Origin of the sequence: Fructilactobacillus carniphilus, from assembly GCF_024029675.1 — a bacterium.
Taxonomy (GTDB): domain Bacteria; phylum Bacillota; class Bacilli; order Lactobacillales; family Lactobacillaceae; genus Fructilactobacillus; species Fructilactobacillus carniphilus.
In genome coordinates this window covers 381,460-400,803 of sequence record NZ_CP097121.1, presented here as the reverse complement: position 1 = coordinate 400,803, position 19,344 = coordinate 381,460, and the positions used below count along the sequence as shown (strand labels likewise).

Annotated in this window: 21 protein-coding genes; 2 read left to right on the top strand and 19 right to left on the bottom strand. The window is 45.7% G+C overall.

All coding sequences use genetic code 11. The features are described 5' to 3' along the window. Nucleotides 1-12: 12 nt before the first annotated feature. Nucleotides 13-867 carry a fructosamine kinase family protein gene (locus tag M3M37_RS02110; protein ID WP_252795514.1) on the top strand — a complete coding sequence of 285 codons (855 nt, stop codon included), beginning with the start codon at nucleotides 13-15 and terminating at the stop codon, nucleotides 865-867. On the opposite strand, the gene M3M37_RS02105 is transcribed toward M3M37_RS02110, so the two are convergent. The 10 genes from M3M37_RS02105 to M3M37_RS02060 all read right to left on the bottom strand — a co-directional run bounded on the left by M3M37_RS02105 (nucleotide 859) and on the right by M3M37_RS02060 (nucleotide 8,817). Further along, nucleotides 859-1,488: an HAD-IA family hydrolase gene (locus tag M3M37_RS02105; protein WP_252795513.1), complete on the bottom strand. Its 630-nt coding sequence runs from the start codon at nucleotides 1,486-1,488 to the stop codon at nucleotides 859-861. The two genes, M3M37_RS02110 and M3M37_RS02105, sit on opposite strands and share 9 nt — an antisense overlap. Then, the gene (gene dtd / locus M3M37_RS02100) at nucleotides 1,485-1,937 is read right to left on the bottom strand and encodes a D-aminoacyl-tRNA deacylase (protein WP_252795512.1); all 453 of its coding nucleotides are present in this window, start codon (nucleotides 1,935-1,937) and stop codon (nucleotides 1,485-1,487) included. The genes M3M37_RS02105 and dtd overlap by 4 nt, the downstream gene beginning before the upstream one ends. Nucleotides 1,938-1,948: 11 nt before the next feature. Then, nucleotides 1,949-4,171, bottom strand: coding sequence for a RelA/SpoT family protein (locus tag M3M37_RS02095; RefSeq protein WP_252795511.1), 2,223 nt, complete (start codon nucleotides 4,169-4,171; stop codon nucleotides 1,949-1,951). 62 nt (nucleotides 4,172-4,233) lie between these two features. Then, the gene (locus M3M37_RS02090) at nucleotides 4,234-4,992 is read right to left on the bottom strand and encodes an RsmE family RNA methyltransferase (RefSeq protein WP_338028732.1); all 759 of its coding nucleotides are present in this window, start codon (nucleotides 4,990-4,992) and stop codon (nucleotides 4,234-4,236) included. Further along, nucleotides 4,970-5,848 (bottom strand): 50S ribosomal protein L11 methyltransferase, encoded by an 879-nt coding sequence (gene prmA, locus M3M37_RS02085; protein ID WP_252795510.1) that lies wholly within the window; start codon nucleotides 5,846-5,848, stop codon nucleotides 4,970-4,972. Before prmA ends, M3M37_RS02090 begins: the two co-directional genes overlap by 23 nt. A 52-nt stretch (nucleotides 5,849-5,900) precedes the next feature. After that, nucleotides 5,901-6,209, bottom strand: coding sequence for a hypothetical protein (locus tag M3M37_RS02080; RefSeq protein ID WP_252795509.1), 309 nt, complete (start codon nucleotides 6,207-6,209; stop codon nucleotides 5,901-5,903). Nucleotides 6,210-6,361: 152 nt separating this feature from the next. Continuing rightward, nucleotides 6,362-6,751 (bottom strand): VOC family protein, encoded by a 390-nt coding sequence (locus M3M37_RS02075; protein WP_252767129.1) that lies wholly within the window; start codon nucleotides 6,749-6,751, stop codon nucleotides 6,362-6,364. Between the two features lie 95 nt (nucleotides 6,752-6,846). After that, nucleotides 6,847-7,209 (bottom strand): hypothetical protein, encoded by a 363-nt coding sequence (locus tag M3M37_RS02070; RefSeq protein ID WP_252795508.1) that lies wholly within the window; start codon nucleotides 7,207-7,209, stop codon nucleotides 6,847-6,849. Next, entirely contained in the window at nucleotides 7,209-7,535 is a 327-nt protein-coding gene (locus M3M37_RS02065; RefSeq protein WP_252795507.1) for a hypothetical protein, read from the bottom strand. Before M3M37_RS02065 ends, M3M37_RS02070 begins: the two co-directional genes overlap by 1 nt. Next, nucleotides 7,528-8,817 carry a Y-family DNA polymerase gene (locus tag M3M37_RS02060; RefSeq protein ID WP_252795506.1) on the bottom strand — a complete coding sequence of 430 codons (1,290 nt, stop codon included), beginning with the start codon at nucleotides 8,815-8,817 and terminating at the stop codon, nucleotides 7,528-7,530. Before M3M37_RS02060 ends, M3M37_RS02065 begins: the two co-directional genes overlap by 8 nt. Nucleotides 8,818-8,938: 121 nt before the next feature. On the opposite strand from M3M37_RS02060, the gene M3M37_RS02055 reads away from it, so the two are divergent. Beyond that, nucleotides 8,939-9,286 (top strand): DUF805 domain-containing protein, encoded by a 348-nt coding sequence (locus M3M37_RS02055; RefSeq protein WP_252795505.1) that lies wholly within the window; start codon nucleotides 8,939-8,941, stop codon nucleotides 9,284-9,286. Between the two features lie 46 nt (nucleotides 9,287-9,332). On the opposite strand, the gene M3M37_RS02050 is transcribed toward M3M37_RS02055, so the two are convergent. The 9 genes from M3M37_RS02050 to rbfA form a co-directional block, all read right to left on the bottom strand. Then, a complete protein-coding gene (locus M3M37_RS02050) occupies nucleotides 9,333-10,103 on the bottom strand; it encodes a (S)-acetoin forming diacetyl reductase (RefSeq protein ID WP_252795504.1) in 771 nt (256 codons plus the stop codon). Nucleotides 10,104-10,261: 158 nt separating this feature from the next. After that, nucleotides 10,262-12,103 carry a translation elongation factor 4 gene (gene lepA, locus M3M37_RS02045; protein ID WP_252795503.1) on the bottom strand — a complete coding sequence of 614 codons (1,842 nt, stop codon included), beginning with the start codon at nucleotides 12,101-12,103 and terminating at the stop codon, nucleotides 10,262-10,264. Nucleotides 12,104-12,200: 97 nt separating this feature from the next. Next, nucleotides 12,201-13,340, bottom strand: a complete 1,140-nt coding sequence (gene dnaJ, locus M3M37_RS02040) for a molecular chaperone DnaJ (protein WP_252795502.1) — start codon at nucleotides 13,338-13,340, stop codon at nucleotides 12,201-12,203. Nucleotides 13,341-13,481: 141 nt separating this feature from the next. After that, nucleotides 13,482-15,329 carry a molecular chaperone DnaK gene (dnaK, locus tag M3M37_RS02035; RefSeq protein WP_252795501.1) on the bottom strand — a complete coding sequence of 616 codons (1,848 nt, stop codon included), beginning with the start codon at nucleotides 15,327-15,329 and terminating at the stop codon, nucleotides 13,482-13,484. Between the two features lie 25 nt (nucleotides 15,330-15,354). Further along, complete coding sequence (grpE, locus tag M3M37_RS02030) at nucleotides 15,355-15,936, bottom strand: nucleotide exchange factor GrpE (protein WP_252795500.1); 582 nt, start codon at nucleotides 15,934-15,936, stop codon at nucleotides 15,355-15,357. Between the two features lie 11 nt (nucleotides 15,937-15,947). Continuing rightward, complete coding sequence (hrcA, locus tag M3M37_RS02025) at nucleotides 15,948-16,985, bottom strand: heat-inducible transcriptional repressor HrcA (protein WP_252795499.1); 1,038 nt, start codon at nucleotides 16,983-16,985, stop codon at nucleotides 15,948-15,950. Between the two features lie 85 nt (nucleotides 16,986-17,070). Further along, complete coding sequence (gene ribF / locus M3M37_RS02020; protein ID WP_252795498.1) at nucleotides 17,071-18,015, bottom strand: riboflavin biosynthesis protein RibF; 945 nt, start codon at nucleotides 18,013-18,015, stop codon at nucleotides 17,071-17,073. Nucleotides 18,016-18,021: 6 nt separating this feature from the next. After that, on the bottom strand, nucleotides 18,022-18,933 hold the full coding sequence (gene truB, locus M3M37_RS02015) for a tRNA pseudouridine(55) synthase TruB (protein WP_252795497.1): 912 nt from the start codon (nucleotides 18,931-18,933) through the stop codon (nucleotides 18,022-18,024). A 63-nt stretch (nucleotides 18,934-18,996) separates the two neighbouring features. Continuing rightward, nucleotides 18,997-19,344 carry a 30S ribosome-binding factor RbfA gene (gene rbfA, locus M3M37_RS02010; RefSeq protein ID WP_252767116.1) on the bottom strand — a complete coding sequence of 116 codons (348 nt, stop codon included), beginning with the start codon at nucleotides 19,342-19,344 and terminating at the stop codon, nucleotides 18,997-18,999.

Sequence of the window (19,344 nt, the reverse complement as noted above, 5' to 3'; positions counted from 1 at the left end):
TAGGAGGTTCTCATGAAAACGTTAAATTCAGAATGGTTAGCACAATTACCCATTAATAACATCCAAACGGTAACCCCCGTTTCGGGTGGTGACATTAACGAAGCGTATGAAATTGTAACCAAAAAAGACCAACGCTATTTTTTAAAGGTGCAGCCTGGTCGCGGGCAAGCTTTTTTCGCCCACGAAATTGAAGGCTTAAACCTGATTGGCGATGTGGCGCGCGTTCCCCAGGTAATTACCAGTGGAACCATTGGAACGGATGGCTTTTTACTGCTAAACTGGTTAGACATTGGCACCGGCGACCAATTAGCGCTAGGGAAAATGGTGGCCAAGGTCCACCAGCAACATGAAGAGCGCTTTGGTCTCGAACACGACTTTCAACTCGGGCGCTTCCCGAAAAATAACCAGTGGCAAACTAGCTGGACCACTTTTTTTGCGAACCAACGTCTGCAACCTCTTGCGGATTTAGCCCAACAAAAAGGCCGCTGGAACTCAAAACGAGCTGCGGCCTTAGCTTTAATTATTAAACAAATGCAACAATATGAAGCAGAGCATGAAATCACTCCGAGTCTGCTTCATGGTGATCTCTGGTCCGGTAATGCGTTGTTTAACGCAGCTCACCAACCAGTATTGATTGACCCAGACGTTTATTATGGAGATCGCGAATTTGACCTCGGTGTCACTACCGTTTTTGGTGGGTTTACAGATGCCTTTTACCAAGGCTATCAACAGGTTTATCCGTTCCGTCCCGGCATTGAAGCACGACTCATTTGGTATCGCTTCTACTACGTTTTAATGCACGTCGTCCTTTTTGGCGAAAGTTACGGACCATTTCTTGATCAAATTTGTGCTTCCGTATTACAGTAACTGCTGTAACTCTGCTAACGAATGAATCGTCACCGTTGGATTCCCGGTCTCCTCTAAGAGATAATCCGGATCGAATAACACCGATTGGATTCCCGCGTTGTGTGCAGCTGCAACGTCCAGTTTTCGGTCCCCTACCATGAAAGTTTCTGTGGGATTCAAATGCTGCTGCTTAATTAAAAAGAGTAAGGAAGCTGGATCAGGCTTCCGCGCCAATCCCTGTTGACTGGTTACAAAACCGGTGAACAGGGATTTTAGTTTGAACTGCTCCAATAACGCGATGGATTGTTCATCTCGATGGGTTAATAGGCCATTTTGACCTCCATTAGCTGTAACTGCCTGTAAAATTGTTGAAGCGCCCGCAAACGGCTGGGCTAACTGAATTTCTAAGGCTTCAAACTGGCGATAATCAGCCAGTAAGCGCTCCGAATCTAAATTAAAACGAGCACTAAATTTCGTGATGGCGGAATTAAGCGAGTGAACTCGCATCTGTTGGTAAATCTCGTCGCCATCAATCTCAACCTCATCAATCCCGCTTTGTTGGAGCGCCTTGGTAAAGGCACTGACCATGTACGGATAGGTATCAAAAAGCGTTCCATCAAAGTCCCAAATCAAATTTGTCATGCGTTGGGCTCCTGATAATCCATCAAGAAGGTGGCCGGACCATCATTGACCAATTCGACTTGCATGTCCGCCCCAAATTCACCCGTAGCCACGGGTAAACCTTGATCTGCTAAAGCAGCATTAAAACATTGATAATTATGGTCGGCTTCAGCGGGAGCACCAGCTTGCTTAAACGACGGGCGGTTCCCGTGTTGTAAGTCGGCTAATAACGTAAATTGAGAAACCGATAAAACGGCACCGTCTACCTGCTTGATGTTCAAGTTCATTTTCCCGGCTTCGTCTGCAAATACCCGGAGCTTGGCAACCTTCTGCGCCAGGTGCTGAACTGTCGCTTGATTATCTCCTGCTTCTGCCCCAACGAGAATCAAAAAACCAGTTTGAATGGCTCCTACTTCTTGCTCGTCAATGCGAACTGCTGCTCGTTGGACTCGTTGAATCACTAACTTCATGAAACTCTCCTTTAGTTCAAAATTCTGGTCGCTGTGGCAACCCCCGGTACCATTTTGACGGTATCCAACACTCGTTCTGCTTGAGCAACGTTGTGAACCTCCACAATGGCTTCGATGGTCACCCCGGTATCGTCGTGAACCCGGCCATTAATGGAAGTTAATTGAACCGGACTATTGCTAAACCGTTTAATCACGTCGTTTAAAACCCCATTCCGGTTATCGGCTTCAAATCGTAGTTTAGATTGGTAATTAATTCGATTATCGTCTATCTGACGCCAGTGCGCTGCAATGATCCGCCCGGGTTCGGCTTGACTAAAGTTATTACAGTCGACCCGGTGAATCGAGATTCCCCGACCCTTCGTAATGTAACCGATGATTTCATCTCCTGGCAGCGGCAAACAACAATGGCTAATCCGTACTAAGACGTTGTCAATTCCATCGATGGCAACGTTGTCCGCTGGTCGATTCCCCTGCGGAGCCTGTGCTTCTTTTTTCGTCGAAAGAGTCTGCGGTTGTTCCAAAAGCTCTTGTTCAGCTTGTTGTTCGCGTTCTCGTTGCCGTTCATCCCGAATCTCACTGGTAAACCGATTGGCCACTCCCACTACGTGGATGTCGCCAAAACCAAGGGCGGCCAATAAATCGTCTTCCGACCGGTAGTGCAGTTCGTTTAAAACTCGCTCCCAATTTTCGGTAGTTAATAATTCGTTGGGTCCATAACCCGTTTCTTCTAATTGATTGTGGAGTAATTCTGAACCAGTTTTGATGTTATCTTCGCGGTTTTGCTTTTTAAAAAATTGATTAATTTTGTGCTTAGCACTGTTAGTGTGGACCAAATCCAACCAGTTTTTTCCCGGTCCCGTTGAATTGGCGGACGTAATGATCTCTACAATATCCCCATTTTTAATCTGATAATCTAAAGAAACCATCTTGCCGTTGACCCGCGCTCCTGTAGCTCGGTGACCAACCTGCGTGTGAATGGAGTACGCCATGTCCAATGGACCCGCGCCCTGAGGTAATTCCAGCACGTCTCCGTTCGGAGTAAAGGCATATACGTGATCAGAGAAAAGCTCTCCTTGCACGCTATCCATGAACTCAGAAGCGTTATCAGTTTCTTCTTGAATTTCAATAATCTTTTTAAACCAATTCAGTTGCATGTTATTTTCATCATTGGCAACTGCATCAGTTTCTCCCTGCTTATAAGCCCAGTGGGCTGCCACCCCATATTCCGCAATCCGGTGCATTTCTTTGGTCCGAATTTGGATTTCCAGGGGTTTGCCTTCGGGACCAATCACGGTCGTATGCAATGACTGGTACAAGTTGGGTTTGGGCATCGCAATGTAGTCTTTGAACCGACCAGGCATTGGGGGCCACTTGGCGTGAACTGCTCCCAAAATAGCGTAACAATCCTTCACCGTGTCCACAATGATCCGAATGGCGGACAGGTCATAAATTTCTTCGAACTTCTTGTGCTTGTCCACCATCTTTTTATAGATGGAATAAAGATGCTTGGGCCGCCCGTAAATTTCGGCATCAATGTGATAGTCCTTGATGGCGTTTTTAACCTCGCGAATCGCATCCTGAATGTAAGACTCCCGTTCGTTGCGCTTGGATTTCATGGAGTGGGCAATTTTGTAGTATGCATCCGGATTCAGGTAGCGCAATGCCATATCCTGGAGCTCCCACTTCACGGTCCCCATCCCAAGGCGATCAGCAATCGGCGCGTAAACGTCCAGCGTTTCCTTGGCAAAGCGGGTCTGAAACTCAGGGTTTAAGTCCCCCAATGTATCCATATTGTCCATCCGATCTGCCAGTTTCACAATCATAACTCGAATGTCTTTACACATTACCAGCAATAACTTGCGATAATTTTCTGCCAATGCTTCACGACTGGAATTATATTTAATTTTACTAATCTTGGTAACTCCGTCCACAATCAGGGCTACGTCATCCCCAAATTGTTCCCGCACGTCTGCCAGTTGTACATTGCTATCTTCCACCACATCATGCAAAAAGCCGGCGGTCACCGCTACAGCATCCATGTTTAAATCAGCTAAGATACCGGCTACGTTAGTGGAGTGGGCAATGTAGCTTTCTCCAGAAGCCCGTAGATTCGTTCCGTGAGCATGCCGAGCGACTTGATACGCCCGTTTAACCATGTCAACTTGATCCGGATCCATTTCAGTCTGAATTTTAGAAAAAATCTCAGTCGGTTGCCACTGTTTTAGACTAGCCATCGGTTTCACCCCCACTTAGTAATAGCATCATTCGTAATCTACTTGATTTTAATAACATTTTATCATTTAAGTTCGGAAAGTACAGACATGGCACTTAAAAAGTACAACGGTGCCGATTCAGTTCGCAGAATCCGGGGGCCTAAGCCCACCACGTGAAAAGCATGATCCTGTAACCATTTCACCTCCGTCGGGCTCAGACCGCCCTCCGGTCCAAAAACTGCCAGTAAGCGTTGACCTGGTTGCATCTTCGTCACGACCCGCACCAATTCACTCACTTCTCCACGTTTGGCCGCTTCTTCGTAAGCTACCACTCGTTGATCAACTTGAACGTCCAATAAATCAGTGAACCGGTCTAAATAACGAACCTTAGGAACTAGATTTCGGTGAGATTGCTCGGCAGCACTGTGCGCAATCTTTTGCAAGCGTTCCACCTTTTTACCGGCTTTGTGCTTCCACTGAGCTACTGACCATTCAGTCGGTAGAAAAATAATTTCTGCAACACCCATTTCCGTCGCCTTCTGCACCATTAACTCTGCTTTTCCACTCTTGGGTAGTCCACAGGCAATCGTGGTGGCAATCGGAAGCTCTGCATCGTGATCCGTTTGCAGTACGATTTTAATGGTGCCCTGGTTCTCATCCATTAATTCCCCGATGAAAACCTGCTGCTGATCATCCACAAATTCCGCTTGGGCTCCCGGTTTGGCTCGTAACACCCGCAACCAGTGTTTTTGAATCGCGGTGGGCAACGAAACTTCAGCCCCCACCGTCAGTGCTTGATCCATAAAATAGTGTTGCACGTTATTGTCCTTTCTTTGTCGCAATTACGGCCCGCCAGTTGTCCACGGCCATGATTTGTTCAACCGTCAACTGTTGCTCATCTAACTGCGCTTGAATCTTGGGTAACTGATCCACGTAAATCCCGGCAAGAATGAGCTGACCGTGATCACGCAAGTGCGCGGGAACCTGGGGGATCAGTGGCAATAACACTTCTGCTAACATGTTAGCGACAATCACGTCGGCCGTACCGTCAATCCCAGTTAATAAACTGTTTTGTGATACTTGAATGTCTTCCATTCCGGGGTTCATCGCTAAATTTTTCTGTGCCGATTCCACTGCCACGGAATCGTTATCCCACGCTCGGATTGCTTTGGCTCCCAATAAACGGGCTCCAATGCTGAGCACTCCCGAACCGGTTCCAACGTCAAAAAGCGTTTCTCCCCCACGTAGAATCGTTTCTAACGCTTGTAACGACATCTTCGTCGTGGGATGCGTTCCCGTTCCAAAGGCCATCCCAGGATCAAGACGAATCACCTTTTGGTCGGTCTGAGCAGGTTGATAATCTTCCCAGTTAGGCACCACCGTCAGGTAACGAGTAATCCGCTCCGCGTGGTAATATTGTTCCCATTCGGTCGTCCACTGCTCGTCAACCGGACGAGTCTCAATCGTCGCCACGCCCGCGTTTAGCCCATATTCAGTAAAGTGGCTCAGCCCTTGTTCGACTTGTTTGATAAAGGCAGCTGGGTTAAGGTCCTCAGTAATATACGTAATTACTGCCACTTGATCGCCCGGTAATTGATCATCGAGTTGAATTCCTTGAGCTCCGGCTGTAATTAGTAGGTTACTAACCGCCTCTGCGGCTTCATTAGTGGTAGTAATGCGAACTTCCGTTAGCTTCATAACATGTTATCCCTTCTTAGCAAAAGAAGCACCCCGCCAAGGATGCTTCAAATTACTGTTCTTCTTTAATTTTTTGCAACTTGGCTTCGTGATACGAAAGGTGTGACTTGAGATACTTCAAGAGACTTCGTTCGGTCTTAAAAATCCGTGGATGCTTCTGTTTATGCAAACGTAAATCAATTTCTTTAATTTTTTGGCGTCCAGTCCATCCGTGTCCATAGCGTAAAATAATCCGATTATTCAACTCATCTTTACCAAACCGGAAAATGTAAACACTGTCTGGAGTCATTAACGGGCGGATGTAACCCTTTTTGTAGTGATAACCATTGTCACGCAAAAATTTTTTGGTCATTGCTAACACGTTATCCACCTCCATTTTTTAAATTCGATTAAACCTATTATCCATGGTACTGGAGCAATCCCAAAATGGCAAGAAGATTTCTTGAATTTAGATAATAATCATTTAAAATCACAAAAAAAAAGGCGTATCACTACGCCTGCCATTAAAAATGCTTATTTTACGATTTCACAGAATTCAATCTTTTCGTGGTTCGGACCATAGATGTTAAAGAACTTAATTCCTTTGTCCCAGAATGGACGGGTTTGAATTTCAGTATCAATTAAATCTAAGCCCATGTCCTTAGCTTCTTGTAAAGCAGCAGCTGCGTCAGTTGCATTTAAAGAAATGTGATTAATGGCTCCGTCAACCTTAGCAGTTTCGTCACCTTCCCAAGTTTCAATCATTAAGTTGTCATACTTCATGAATGCACAACGATTGCCTTGGTATAAAAATTCGCCTGCTTTAGTAAAACCTAACTTTTCGTAAAAAGCCACCGTTTCGTCTAAATCCGTAGCTGGAATCCCTACGTGTTGTAATCCAGTAAAGTAGTTATCTAATGCCATTGTAATCTCTCCTTTGGGTTTGGTTCACTTCACCATGTGAAGCTTTGAACACCTTTATTATAAGTCATTTTCAAAGAATAATAAAGTGTAACCGCTTAATTTTTTCTTTTAATTGCCACAATTAGTTCAAAAGGAATTAGCTGACCGTCAATTCGTACCAATCCAGCTTCGTGCCCTGTTACCCGTCCCTGAGCTTGAAAATACTGGGTTTCCAGGCCCCTGGTTTGCTTCCAAATCAGCGTAACCGGCTGCTGCTTTTGCACAGCGTACTGCAGTTTCCGGCTAATTTCTGTATGGTTCATCGCTGGGATTCTCTCCCAAGTAGTAGCTTGCTGGACAGCTTGGTGATGTTCGCGGAGGTGTTGGGTATGATCAGATAAAAAGTATCCCTGCCACTTTTGGACCCCTCGATCATGATAATCATGCGCAAAGAATTGTTGTGCCAACCGATCATTCATTACAAAGCACCCGTTTGTTCAATTAGGCGTCCCGTGGTCGGCCAGCGTAAATTACCACAGTTTCGATAATTAATCGTAAAGTGATATTGCTCGCTGACTCCCTTTAAAACCGCTTCTAGCAACTGTAAATCCCTGGGTAAAACTGCCAGAGGCTGAGAACGGACGTTTTGGTGGGGATGCTTAATGTTCAAGAACCAGTTAAAAGCGAGCGCATACGGATCATGCACAATTAAAATGGTGTATCGACTTCCTGGTCGGGGATGAAATTGCTGGGCAATCCGGTGGGTAATGGTCGTAACGGTGGTTGAAACGTCCGGCTTATTCATAGCTATTGCCCCCACTATGACCTCCCACCAATCCGGCACGCTCTAACGCGGTTCCCCCGGGACACAGACTTTGAGCGCGAAAGACAGCATCTACTCCAAACCGTTTTCGAATCGCAGCAGTGACGTGGTCTAGCTCGCGTTGCTTTGTACGTCGCTGGTTATCAGCTAGTAAATCCAGTTGCATTCCGGCGGCAGGGGTTAAATCACCAAAATCCAGATTAATCCGCCGAATCGTTTCCCCGTGCCAGAGCTTTTTAAATATTGCCATCACCACCTGCCGGAGTTCAACCGTTTGATCCGTAGCCGGAATCCGCTGGGTATGGGAGAGATGGTGCGCATCGACTTGCCCATGAGCAATGCCCAGTTGTAACGTAACCGATCCGACCTGGAAATGATGAGCCTGAACGCGAGCGGCAACCTGTTCAGTTAGTTCCTTAATCACCACTGCTAGTTCACTTTCCTGACAGTAGTCCCGAGGCAATACCTGGCCGTTACTATAACTCCGTTGTTGGGGTTGATAATCTTCGTGCAGATTACTACGGTCAATTCCCCAGGCGGTCGCAAATAGTTGGGTTCCAATCACCCCCAGCTCTTGTTTTAAGACATATGGATTAGCGGCAGCTAACTCAGCCATCGAATGAATCCCCAATCGTGCTAATCGTTGTGCCTGGCGTTTGCCAATTCCCCAGACGGACGTTAAATTCTGAATCGGCCACAGTTTGGTTGGTACATCTTCATAATGCAGTTCGCCAATCAGATTCCGGTTATGCTTCGCATAAAGATCCAGGGCCAGCTTGGCTTGCACCGGATTATCTCCAATTCCCACCGTGACGTACAAACCCAGGCGTCGCTTAATCTCACGCTGAATTTGCTGAGCCACTGTTTGTACTGTATTGCCAAATAACCGCCACGAATGGGTCATGTCTAACAACGACTCATCAATCGAATACGGTAACAAGTCTGTTTCGGCCACAAACTCAGTAAAAATCTGATTAATTTCTAGGTTCTTTTTGATATAAAGATTCATACGTGGTGGAACCAAAATGAGTCGTTCATCGTGCGGCAACTCGTACTGGCGGTTCACGTTATGAAGACCAAACAGTTGCTTCGCACGTGGGGAAGCAGCCAAGATTAACCCCCCGTTGGTGTTGGCAGTTTCTGACATGACGCACAAAATTGCTGTTAATGGGTTTAACCCCCGAGCTACGCTTTCACAACTGGCATAAAAGGACTTATTATCAATGAAAAAATAGACCCCGTGGGGTTCTGCATCATAATTCATTATTTCATCTCCCGAACGTTTGTTCGGTATTATTGTATCTCAACACCAAGTTCTTGTAAATGCCCATTTGTCCTCTGGTATAATGGAATGGTACCAACTATATTTAAAATGGAGGACCATCATGTTTAGAGCATACCGTAATTTCTGGCATAATATCTTTAACTTTTCGGGAACCGCTTCGCTCGTCGAATTCTGGATTCCCCTTATTTTTAACTACCTCCTGGCGCTGATAGTCGCCTGGTTATTGGGAGTTTTAGCAGGCACCACATCTGCCCAAGTAATTTTAATCATTTACTTAATCATGTTTTTCTTGGCCTGGATTGGGAGCATTTCTGTAACCTTTCGCCGGCTCCACGATTCTAACCACTCAGGATGGTGGTTCTGGATTCAAATAGTACCGGTTATCGGGACCCTATGGCTCTTAATTCTCCTAATTCTTCCTACTAAAAGAGCTAGTCGCTGGCGTTAACTAAAAAATGGCTGAACCTGTTTAAATTCAGGTTCAGCCATTTTTATTAATTAAAGACCATTCCACCGTCAATCAAGAGTGATTGTCCGGTCATGTAATTTGAATCTGGTCCAGCCAGATAAGAAACACACCCAGCAACGTCTTCCGGTTGCGAAAGCCGTTTTAAAGCGATGTCCTTAGCAAACTGTTCCATGCCCCATTCAAACGGTTTCCCTGCTTTATCAGCCACTTGTTGGGCAATGTCGTTCATCATTGGTGTTACCACGATTCCGGGACAGAAGGCGTTGACCGTGATTCCATCGTCTGCCAATTCCTTCGCCGTGGTTTCGGTAATCCCTCGAATGGCAAACTTGGTAGAGCCATAAACCGTTAAGTTGGGATTTCCAGTCATTCCGGCTTGCGAGGAAGCGTTGATTATTTTACCAGCATGACCTAACTTCTTAAACATCGTGGCCGCTGCTTGAATGCCCCAAATTGTTCCACCGACGTTAATTCGTTCGGCTTCTTCTAGAATTTCTGGAGTTACCTCAAAAATAGGGGTCGTCGGTGCCACTCCGGCGTTATTAACCATCACATTAAAATCACCAAAGTGATCGGAAGCCTTTTGCACAGCGGCAAAAACTTCATCACGGTTGGCGACATCGGCTTGAATCGCGATTGCATCGCCATGGTCATTTTGGATTTCTTTGGCCACCGCTTCGACTTTGTCCAGGGTTCGACCCACTAAGGCCACCGCAAAGCCATCGTGGTGTAAACGTTTCGCGATTGCTTCTCCAATTCCTTGTCCTGCTCCAGTAACTAAAGCAACTTTTTTCATGTCCATTCCTACTTTCTATCTTAAATTAATAACTTTATTATACCTCACTTTGTTAAATAATGAACAAAGAAATTCAAATGAAAAAAGGAGTAATAATTCCAATTAAATTGGCACTACGACTCCTAGAATAATCTAATCAGTTTTCAATAATTGGCTAATTACTTTCCATCCTGCTCCGTATCCGACTGCAGAACGGTCATGAAGGCTTCCTGGGGAATATCCACCTTCCCCACGGCCTTCATCCGCTTCTTCCCGCGTTTTTGCTTTTCCAACAACTTTGCGCGCCGGTCTGGATCCCCAGTGTGAATCCGAGAAGTAACATCCTTCCGGTACGCCTTAATGTTGGTCCGAGCAATAATCTTGGAACCAATGGCCGCCTGGACTGGAATTTCAAAGTTTTGCCGTGGAATAATTTCCTTTAGTTTCCGGACAATGTCACGACTCCGTTCTTCCGCGAACTGACGGTGGGCAATGAAACTCAACGCGTCCACTTGATCACCATTTAACAAGATATCCACTTTAACCAAGTCACTGGCGTGATAACCGTCCACTTCGTAATCCAGTGAAGCATACCCCTTGGTACTAGACTTGAGTTTGTCGAAGAAGTTGAAAATGATTTCTGACAAGGGCATTTGATAAATCACATTAACCCGGGCGTCATCCAAATATTCCATCGTCACAAATTCGCCCCGCCGCGCCTGACAGAGTTTCATCACGGCGCCCACGTAGTCATTGGGAACCATGATTGTGGCTTTCACGTAAGGTTCTTCAATACTTTTAATGGCAGAAACGTCTGGCATTTCAGCTGGGTTTTCCACTTCCACCATGTCACCACCAGTTAAATTAACGTGATAGGTTACCGACGGTGCCGTGGTAATTAAATCTAGATTAAACTCGCGTTCGAGTCGTTCCTGAACTACATCCATGTGCAGTAAACCTAAGAACCCACACCGAAACCCAAAACCGAGGGCTTCAGAAACTTCTGGTTCAAATTCGAGCGAGGCATCATTTAACTTCAGTTTTTCTAGCGCTTCCCGTAAATCCTCAAATTTTGCGTTGTCAGTTGGGTAGAGTCCGGCATAAACCATCGGAATCATTTCCCGATAACCCGGTAACGCCTTCTCCGCTGGATTATTGGCCAGCGTAATCGTATCCCCTACTCGAGTTTGGGTAATGTCTTTAATGCTAGCAGTTAGATAACCAACATCACCAGCCATCAAGAAGTCGCGGGGCAATGGGTTAGGGGAATTAACTCCCACTTCGGTCACTTCGTATTCGCTACCACTATTCATCAGCCGAATCCGGTCTCCGGCTTTTACAACCCCCTCAAAGATCCGCACGCTGAGGACCACACCCCGATAATCATCATAAATAGAGTCAAAGACCAATCCCTTTAACGGAGCGTCAATGGCACCCGTGGGAGCGGGAATTTTAGCCACGATTTCCTCTAACAGCTTATCCACGTTCAAGCCCGTTTTGGCACTAATTTCGACTGCGTCACTGGTATCTAAACCAATCACGTCTTCAATTTCCTTCTTGACTCGTTCCGGTTCAGCAGACGGTAAATCGACCTTGTTAATCACCGGTAAAATTTCTAAATCATCGTCAAGGGCAAGGTAAACGTTAGCCAAAGTTTGCGCTTGAATCCCTTGAGTAGCATCCACCACCAAAATGGCTCCTTCACAGGCAGCTAAGCTCCGGGACACTTCGTACGAAAAGTCCACGTGTCCCGGGGTATCAATCAAGTGAAATACGTAATCCACACCGTCTTTCCCGTGATACTTTAACTGGACGGCGTTCAATTTAATCGTAATGCCTCGTTCGCGTTCCAAATCCATGTTATCCAGTAGCTGATCCTTCATTTCGCGCTTGGACACCGTATCGGTGAGCTCCAAAATCCGGTCCGCTAGAGTGGATTTCCCATGGTCAATATGGGCTACAATCGCAAAATTTCTGATTTTACGTTGGGCCGTTTTCATTTCTTGATAATCCACGTTCATTCCTGCTTTCTTCGGTCGGTCATTTTTCTTAATTATACCAATGGCCCGGTTCAGAAACAAATAGAGCGAGATTTACATCTCGCTCTATTTGCACCAATTATTTCAATTTATCCTTTAATTTTTCAAAGAAGCCCTTTTCGGGGATTGGGTTTTCTCCACTGGCTTCGGCAAATGCTTTTAAAGCCAATTTTTGTTCTGGTGATAGCTTCTTAGGTGTAACCACGGTCACGCGGACCATTTCGTCTCCCTTACTATCGCTGTGCAGACGTGGAGCCCCTTTTCCTTTTAACTTAAAGACCGTGCCCGTTTGGGTTCCGGCTGGAATGGTTAATTTCCCATTTCCATACACGGTTTTAACGTCGATTTCGTTTCCAAGGGCTGCATCCGTAAAGGAAATGTCCTTGTTGTAGTAAATCGTGGATCCGTCTCGTTGAAAGTCCTTACTAGGTAGAACCCGGAAGACAACGAATAAATCACCGTAAGGACCGCCGTTAATCCCGGCGTTTCCTTGTCCTTGTAAACGCATTTGTTGTCCTTCTTCAACTCCGGCCGGAACCTTAACTTCCACCTCGTGGTCTTCGCTGATTTTACCAGCGCCACCACATTTCTGACATTTTTCTTTAATAATCTTTCCGGTTCCATCACACCGTGGACAAGCACTTTGGGTTTGCATTTGTCCCATCGGGGTGTTCACCGTTCTAGCAATCCGTCCGGTCCCATGACAATCAGGACAGGTTTCTGGATGAGTTCCTGGTTTAGCTCCCGTTCCGTGACAATCAGGACATTGAGCTTCTCGTCTGTAGTTAATCTTGGTAGTTTTCCCAAAGATGGCCTCGTCAAAGGTCAAGGTCATTTGGTACTGCAGATCTTCACCCTGTTGGGGTGCCGTAGGATCGGTTTGACGTCGACCGCCACCCCCAAATAGATCGCTGAAAATATCTGAGAAGTCCCCAAATCCGGCACCACCAGCGCCGCCGAAGCCACCGCCTCCGCCGGCTCCACCACCAAAACCTTGGGGACCATCAGCAGATCCGTATTGGTCGTAGTTAGCCCGTTTTTGTTTGTCACTCAGGACTTCGTAGGCTTCGGTAATTTCTTTAAACTTTTCTTCGGCTCCTGGTTCTTTGTTGATGTCTGGATGGTACTTTTTGGATAAATGACGATAAGCATGGTTGATGTCTTTTTCAGAAGCATCCTTGGAAACACCCAAGACATCATAATAATCTTTTGCTGCCATTCTCTAATCCTCCCTGATTTAAAGTTGCGGTTCTAAAACAAAAAGCCAAAGCAGTTCACATCAGCTTTGGCTTTTTGATCACCTTCGTGGTCGTTCACTCCGGTAAGCTCCCACTTTTCGAGGAACTTGAAACGTGCTCAATTATTTTTTGTCGTCATCGTTAACTTCGTGGAAGTCACCATCAACGGTGTTGCCATCGTCTTGCTTCGTAGCATCATCGTTAGCGCCATCACCGTTTTGACCGGATTGAGCTTGTTGTTGATAAAGTTTTACGGCTACTGCTTGCACCTTTTCGTTCAAAGCATCCTTTTTGGCCTTCATGTCGTCCAAGTTGTTGTCTGCTTTGGCTTTCTTCAGTTCTTCTTCAGCATCCTTCACTTCTTTAATTTCAGCTTCAGAAACCTTACCTTCAACATCCTTCAAAGTCTTATCAGTCTGGAAGATTAATTGGTCAACTTCGTTGTTCAAGTCAACTTCTTCTTTCTTCTTCTTGTCGGCTTCTTCGTTGGCTTGGGCTTCCTTCATCATCTTTTCGATTTCATCGTCGGAAAGACCATTGGAGTCCTTGATGGTAATCTTTTGTTCCTTACCAGTTCCCTTATCCTTAGCAGAAACGTTTACAATCCCGTTTTTATCAATGTCAAAGGTAACTTCAATCTGTGGAACTCCCCGTGGAGCAGCAGGAATATCAGTCAATTGGAACCGACCTAACGATTTGTTGTCGGCAGCCATTGGCCGTTCCCCTTGCAGCACGTGAATGTCAACGGCTGTTTGGTTATCAGCAGCAGTCGAGAAGGTTTGGGACTTGGAAGTTGGAATCGTGGTGTTCTTATCGATTAACTTCGTCATTACGCCACCCATGGTTTCAATTCCCAAGGATAATGGGGTAACATCTAAGAGCACAACGTCCTTCACGTCACCAGTTAAGACTCCCCCTTGAACAGCAGCTCCTAAAGCAACGGCTTCGTCCGGGTTAATGGAGTGGTTCGGGTTCTTGCCCGTCCAGTTCTTAACGGCTTCTTGCACAGCAGGAATCCGGGTGGAACCACCGTTTAAGATGACTTCATCAATGTCACTAGTGCTTAACCCAGCATCCTTTAAGGCATTTTCAAATGGCACCTTGGTCTTGTCAACCAAGTCAGAAGTTAATTCGTTGAACTTAGCCCGCGTTAAAGTGGTTTGCAAGTGCAATGGACCGTTATCGTTGGAAGCGATGAATGGCAGGCTGATTTCAGTTTGGTTAACTCCAGAGAGTTCCTTCTTTGCTTTTTCAGCAGCATCCTTCAACCGTTGTAAAGCCATCTTGTCTTGGGATAAATCGACACCTTGTTCTTGTTTGAAGTCGTTAACTAACCAATCAATGATCCGTTGGTCAAAGTCATCCCCACCTAAGTGAGTATCACCGTTAGTTGACAGTACTTGGAAGACCCCGTCACCTAATTCAAGGACGGAAACATCAAAAGTTCCTCCCCCTAAATCGTAAACTAAGATCTTTTCGTCTTTATCTTGTTTGTCCAATCCGTAAGCTAAAGAAGCAGCAGTTGGTTCGTTGATAATCCGCTTTACGTCTAATCCAGCAATCTTACCAGCATCCTTAGTGGCTTGCCGTTGGGCATCGTTAAAGTAAGCTGGAACCGTGATAACTGCTTCGGTAACCGTATCACCAAGGTAGTCTTCAGCGTAGCCCTTGATGTATTGCAAAATCATTGCTGAAATTTGTTGGGGAGTGTATTTCTTCCCAGCAATATCAACCGTGTAGCCTTGTTCACCCATGTGGCTCTTAATGGAACGAACCGTATTGGGGTTAGTGATTTCTTGCCGTTTAGCAACTTCACCAACTTGGGTTTCTCCATCTTTAAAGGCCACTACTGATGGAGTCGTGCGGGACCCATCTGGGTTGGTGATAATTTTGGGTTTGCCACCTTCCATTACAGCCACTGCTGAGTTGGTGGTCCCTAAGTCAATTCCAATAATTTTATTACTTGCCATGGTATTATCTCCTTTTATCCTTAATTTACTGTGCCACGATTACCATTGCTGGTCGAATTACCCGATCAGCTAATCGGTAACCGGTTTGTAACACTTGCACAACTGTGTCGGCTGGATGTTCATCACTCGCTGGCACTGTTTGCACCGCTTGATGAATCTCCGGGTCAAATTGCACTCCCACTTCATCAACGGCGTGGATATCATTATCAGTTAACGCCTTGTCTAGGTGTTTAACCACCATTTCAATCCCAGTCTTTAGTTGCTGGCCACTTTCATCATCAACCTGAACGTCTAACGCTCTGGTTAAATCATCCAATGCCGGAACGATGTCTTTGGCTAGCTGCTGGGGACCATACTTAGCCATTTCACTGACTTCTTTTTGATTCCGTTTTTGCATGTTTTGAATCTCTGCTTGGGACCGTAAATAATCATTTTGCGCCCCATCGAGTTGTTCTTGCAACTTAGCAACCTCAGCCTGCAACTTTTCCGTTTGCTCAGTCGCAACATCCGTTTTTGGTTGTTCGTCAGCTGCTTGCTTTGTTGCTGGCTTTTGTTGCCCAGCTGGTTGCTCTTTTTTCGTGGCTTTGGTTTCTTTTTCTTTGGCCATGCTAACCCTCCTTACTGATCGTAGTCATGATAGTAACTACGAATTCTTGTTTGTAGTTCATCGCGAAAGGCGTCTACCAAGCCCATCACCCGTGGATAAAACATTCGGGTCGGACCAATTACCGCAATCCGTCCAACCCCATGCGCACCAGCATCATAGGTTCCACTGATGATACTGTAATTCCGCCATAAATCATTATGCAGTTCTGAACCTAATCGCACCGATACATCTTGACCGCTAGATTGTAAAATCGTTTCTAAGTCAGTTGCCGAACTCAACGAGGAGTAGAGCGGTTTCAAGTTTGCAAATGTTTCAGCCCCCACCCCGTGAAAGAGGTTACTTCTACCACTGACAAAGAACTGCTCATGACGTAACTTATTAGCTACTACCACAAACGCGTTCACAATTTGCGTAAAATCAGCAAGCTGCTGATTACCACTTGCAAGCTCCGCTTCTAACGTTTGCGTTACCTGACTTAGTGATTCGCCACGTAGATGTTGATTTAACCAAGCTTCTACATGGCTTCCGTCAGTACTCGTCAACGGTTGCTCGGTTAAAAATGGTTGGCTTTGCACTAGACCACTTTTCATCATCATAATGGCCATGAAGTTCTGATGGTTGATTTGCGTGAGGCGGAAGGACTCGACTACATCCTGCTGTTGCAGCATCGGAGTAAACGTTAGTGCCGTATAATCAGTAATCTGGGAGAGTAAATCAGCCGATTGTCTGACAATATCGTCTAACTGTTTAAACGACCCGTCCAACATTTCTGTAATGTAGTCGCGTGCCTGGACTTCTAATGGAATCGGTTTCGTCAAATTATCAACGTAATAGCGATAACCTTGATAAGAAGGAATTCGTCCCGAAGAAGTATGCACCTGTTCGATAAAGTGATTTTGACTAAGCACACTCATCTCGTTCCGAATCGTTGCTGAACTAACTTTAATTGGCAAGTGTTGTGCCAAAGATTTCGAACCAACGGGTTCCCCCGTTTGCGAATATTCATCAACAATCTGTTTAAGGATCAAGTTTTGTCTGTCAGTGAGCATCTTCACCACCTCTTTTTAGCACTCTCAATCACCAAGTGCTAAGGTACAGTTATACTGTATCAAGGATCATTATTAAGGTCAAGAATTACGCTTCCATAGATTGAAAAAAGTTTCTGGTTTCTTGCTCATCTCGGTTTAATTGGTCAATCAATGCCGCTTCTCCTTGATATTTAACCTCATCACGAGTTTTCTTCAAAAATTGAACTTGAACTCGTTTCCCATACAAATTGCGCTGAAAATCCAATAAATTAACCTCCAGCGTCACGGGATTTTGATCGCCAAAGGTCACGTTTTTTCCAATCGAAGCCATCCCGGGATACCACTGGTGATTAATCTGCATCAAGACAATGTAAACTCCTAGCGGCGGCATTCGTTGTAAGTCATCATATTGCACGTTAGCAGTCGGAAACCCAAGGGTCCGACCCCGTGCTAGGCCATGAACAACAGTTCCATTAATTTCAAATGACCGGCCCAATAAGCGCCGAACTGTTTCCAAGTGACCGTCACTCAAATTCCGGCGCACCCGAGTCGAACTAACTTTTTTCTCGTCCAGCAACAACGCAGGAACCGTTTCGACGGTAAACCGATGGTGGGAATATTCTCCTAAGTTAGCCATGGCGGCGTCCTTAGTTCCGTAGGTATGATCAAAACCAGCTACGACTACCGTGGCGCCCATCCGAACAATAAAATTATCCACGAATGTCTGGGGTGCTTGCGCTTGAAAGTCATAGTCATAGTTAACCTCATACACATAATCCACCCCGAGCCGTTTAAATAACTGGTACTTTGCGTCGTATAAGGTTAAATAACGCGCAGCATCTCCGGTTAGCTTTTGATATACCAGTGCTGGATGATGATCATAGGTTAAAATGGCGAGCGGCAGCTGCCGCTCTAACGCAATTTCCTTTGCCCGGTTAATGACGTTCTGGTGTCCGAGATGCACTCCGTCAAAAAAGCCCATTGCTAACACCACTGGCGCCGGAAATTGTTGCTCTGCTTCTAACGGATAGGCCAACTTGATAATTTCCATTGCTCGTTACTCCAAACTAAACATTTTTTGTGGTTTATACCGCTGGTGACCCTCATCATAGTAGTATAAAGCCTTATCGCTACCATTATAGCGTAAAACGATTTCTGCTTCAGTAGTCTGCAAGTCTGATGCTGGTAAAAAGGCCCCATGTTGGACCTGCGCCCACTGTTCAGCCGTCAAGTCAACGTGTGCAAAGGCGTGAAGCGCATGGTCAATTGGATAAACGAACTGATCTAATTGTCCGGCTTGTTGCGCATCCTCCAGAGTTTCTAAAGCAACCGTTTGCTGAATATCAAATCCACCACTAGCAATCCGAGTTAGTTGTGACATCACGGCGGGTAAGCCAAAGTCGCGACCAAAGTCGACCGCTAACGTCCGCACGTAGGTTCCTTTGCCACAGTCCACTTCAAAGAAAATTGTTTGGGTTCCAGCGTTTCGATCAACAATGGACTCTCCAATTTGATAGAAATCAGTGACCCGAATCGTGCGTTGCGGCCGTTTGACGGTTTCGCCATGGCGGGCATAATCATACAAGCGACGTCCGTTCACCTTGACCGCCGAATACATGGGCGGCGTCTGAATCTGAGAACCAATGAAGTGCGTTAATCCCGTTTTAATTTGTGCATCGGTCAGGGGCTTAAAATCATGCTGTTCGGCAACAATTTCACCATCCAAATCTTCAGTGGTTGTCGCAAAACCCAGGGTAATCGCTCCTCGATAGGTCTTCCCGGTGGCCATCAGATAATCAACCACCTTGGTCCCATTGCCTAAACAAATTGGTAACACTCCATCCACGTTGGGATCGAGGGTGCCACTATGTCCGACCTTTTTTTGGTGCACGATGCCACGAATTTTACTGACACAACCAAAGCTAGTCATGCCTAACGGCTTATATAACGGGATAATTCCGTTGATCATTTGCTCCCTCCTTCGTATATGTACGCAAAAATGACTGAGAAAATTTTTCTCAGTCATTTTTAATTATTGATTTAATTTATTAATCAACTGGTCAATCTTACTTCCGTACTCAATCGATTCGTCTCGTTCAAAATGAATCTCCGGAGTAACGTAGATACTTAAGCGGTGACCCAGTTCGCCCCGGATTAACCCCGTGGCTTTATCGAGTCCCTGCTGAACCTTTTCTTGTTCTGCTTTGTCACTCGACAAAATACTGTAATAAATGGTGGCCTGTTGTAAGTCCCCTGTCACTTTAACACCAGTGACCGTAACTCCTTGCACCCGCGGATCACGCACGCGCTTCAATAAAATGTCATCGACTTCTTTTTGAATTTCTTGTTGAAGCCGACCAACTCGATATTGTTGTACCAT

Bases quoted from the DNA above. Each gene is read 5' to 3' on its own strand.
- M3M37_RS02110 (WP_252795514.1), top strand. From the start codon at position 13: ATGAAAACGTTAAATTCAGAATGGTTAGCACAATTACCCATTAATAAC.
- M3M37_RS02105 (WP_252795513.1), bottom strand. From the start codon at position 1,488: ATGACAAATTTGATTTGGGACTTTGATGGAACGCTTTTTGATACCTAT.
- dtd (WP_252795512.1), bottom strand. From the start codon at position 1,937: ATGAAGTTAGTGATTCAACGAGTCCAACGAGCAGCAGTTCGCATTGAC.
- M3M37_RS02095 (WP_252795511.1), bottom strand. From the start codon at position 4,171: ATGGCTAGTCTAAAACAGTGGCAACCGACTGAGATTTTTTCTAAAATT.
- prmA (WP_252795510.1), bottom strand. From the start codon at position 5,848: ATGAAGCTAACGGAAGTTCGCATTACTACCACTAATGAAGCCGCAGAG.
- M3M37_RS02075 (WP_252767129.1), bottom strand. From the start codon at position 6,751: ATGGCATTAGATAACTACTTTACTGGATTACAACACGTAGGGATTCCA.
- M3M37_RS02070 (WP_252795508.1), bottom strand. From the start codon at position 7,209: ATGAATGATCGGTTGGCACAACAATTCTTTGCGCATGATTATCATGAT.
- M3M37_RS02065 (WP_252795507.1), bottom strand. From the start codon at position 7,535: ATGAATAAGCCGGACGTTTCAACCACCGTTACGACCATTACCCACCGG.
- M3M37_RS02060 (WP_252795506.1), bottom strand. From the start codon at position 8,817: ATGAATTATGATGCAGAACCCCACGGGGTCTATTTTTTCATTGATAAT.
- M3M37_RS02055 (WP_252795505.1), top strand. From the start codon at position 8,939: ATGTTTAGAGCATACCGTAATTTCTGGCATAATATCTTTAACTTTTCG.
- M3M37_RS02050 (WP_252795504.1), bottom strand. From the start codon at position 10,103: ATGAAAAAAGTTGCTTTAGTTACTGGAGCAGGACAAGGAATTGGAGAA.
- lepA (WP_252795503.1), bottom strand. From the start codon at position 12,103: ATGAACGTGGATTATCAAGAAATGAAAACGGCCCAACGTAAAATCAGA.
- dnaJ (WP_252795502.1), bottom strand. From the start codon at position 13,340: ATGGCAGCAAAAGATTATTATGATGTCTTGGGTGTTTCCAAGGATGCT.
- dnaK (WP_252795501.1), bottom strand. From the start codon at position 15,329: ATGGCAAGTAATAAAATTATTGGAATTGACTTAGGGACCACCAACTCA.
- grpE (WP_252795500.1), bottom strand. From the start codon at position 15,936: ATGGCCAAAGAAAAAGAAACCAAAGCCACGAAAAAAGAGCAACCAGCT.
- hrcA (WP_252795499.1), bottom strand. From the start codon at position 16,985: ATGCTCACTGACAGACAAAACTTGATCCTTAAACAGATTGTTGATGAA.
- ribF (WP_252795498.1), bottom strand. From the start codon at position 18,015: ATGGAAATTATCAAGTTGGCCTATCCGTTAGAAGCAGAGCAACAATTT.
- truB (WP_252795497.1), bottom strand. From the start codon at position 18,933: ATGATCAACGGAATTATCCCGTTATATAAGCCGTTAGGCATGACTAGC.
- rbfA (WP_252767116.1), bottom strand. From the start codon at position 19,344: ATGGTACAACAATATCGAGTTGGTCGGCTTCAACAAGAAATTCAAAAA.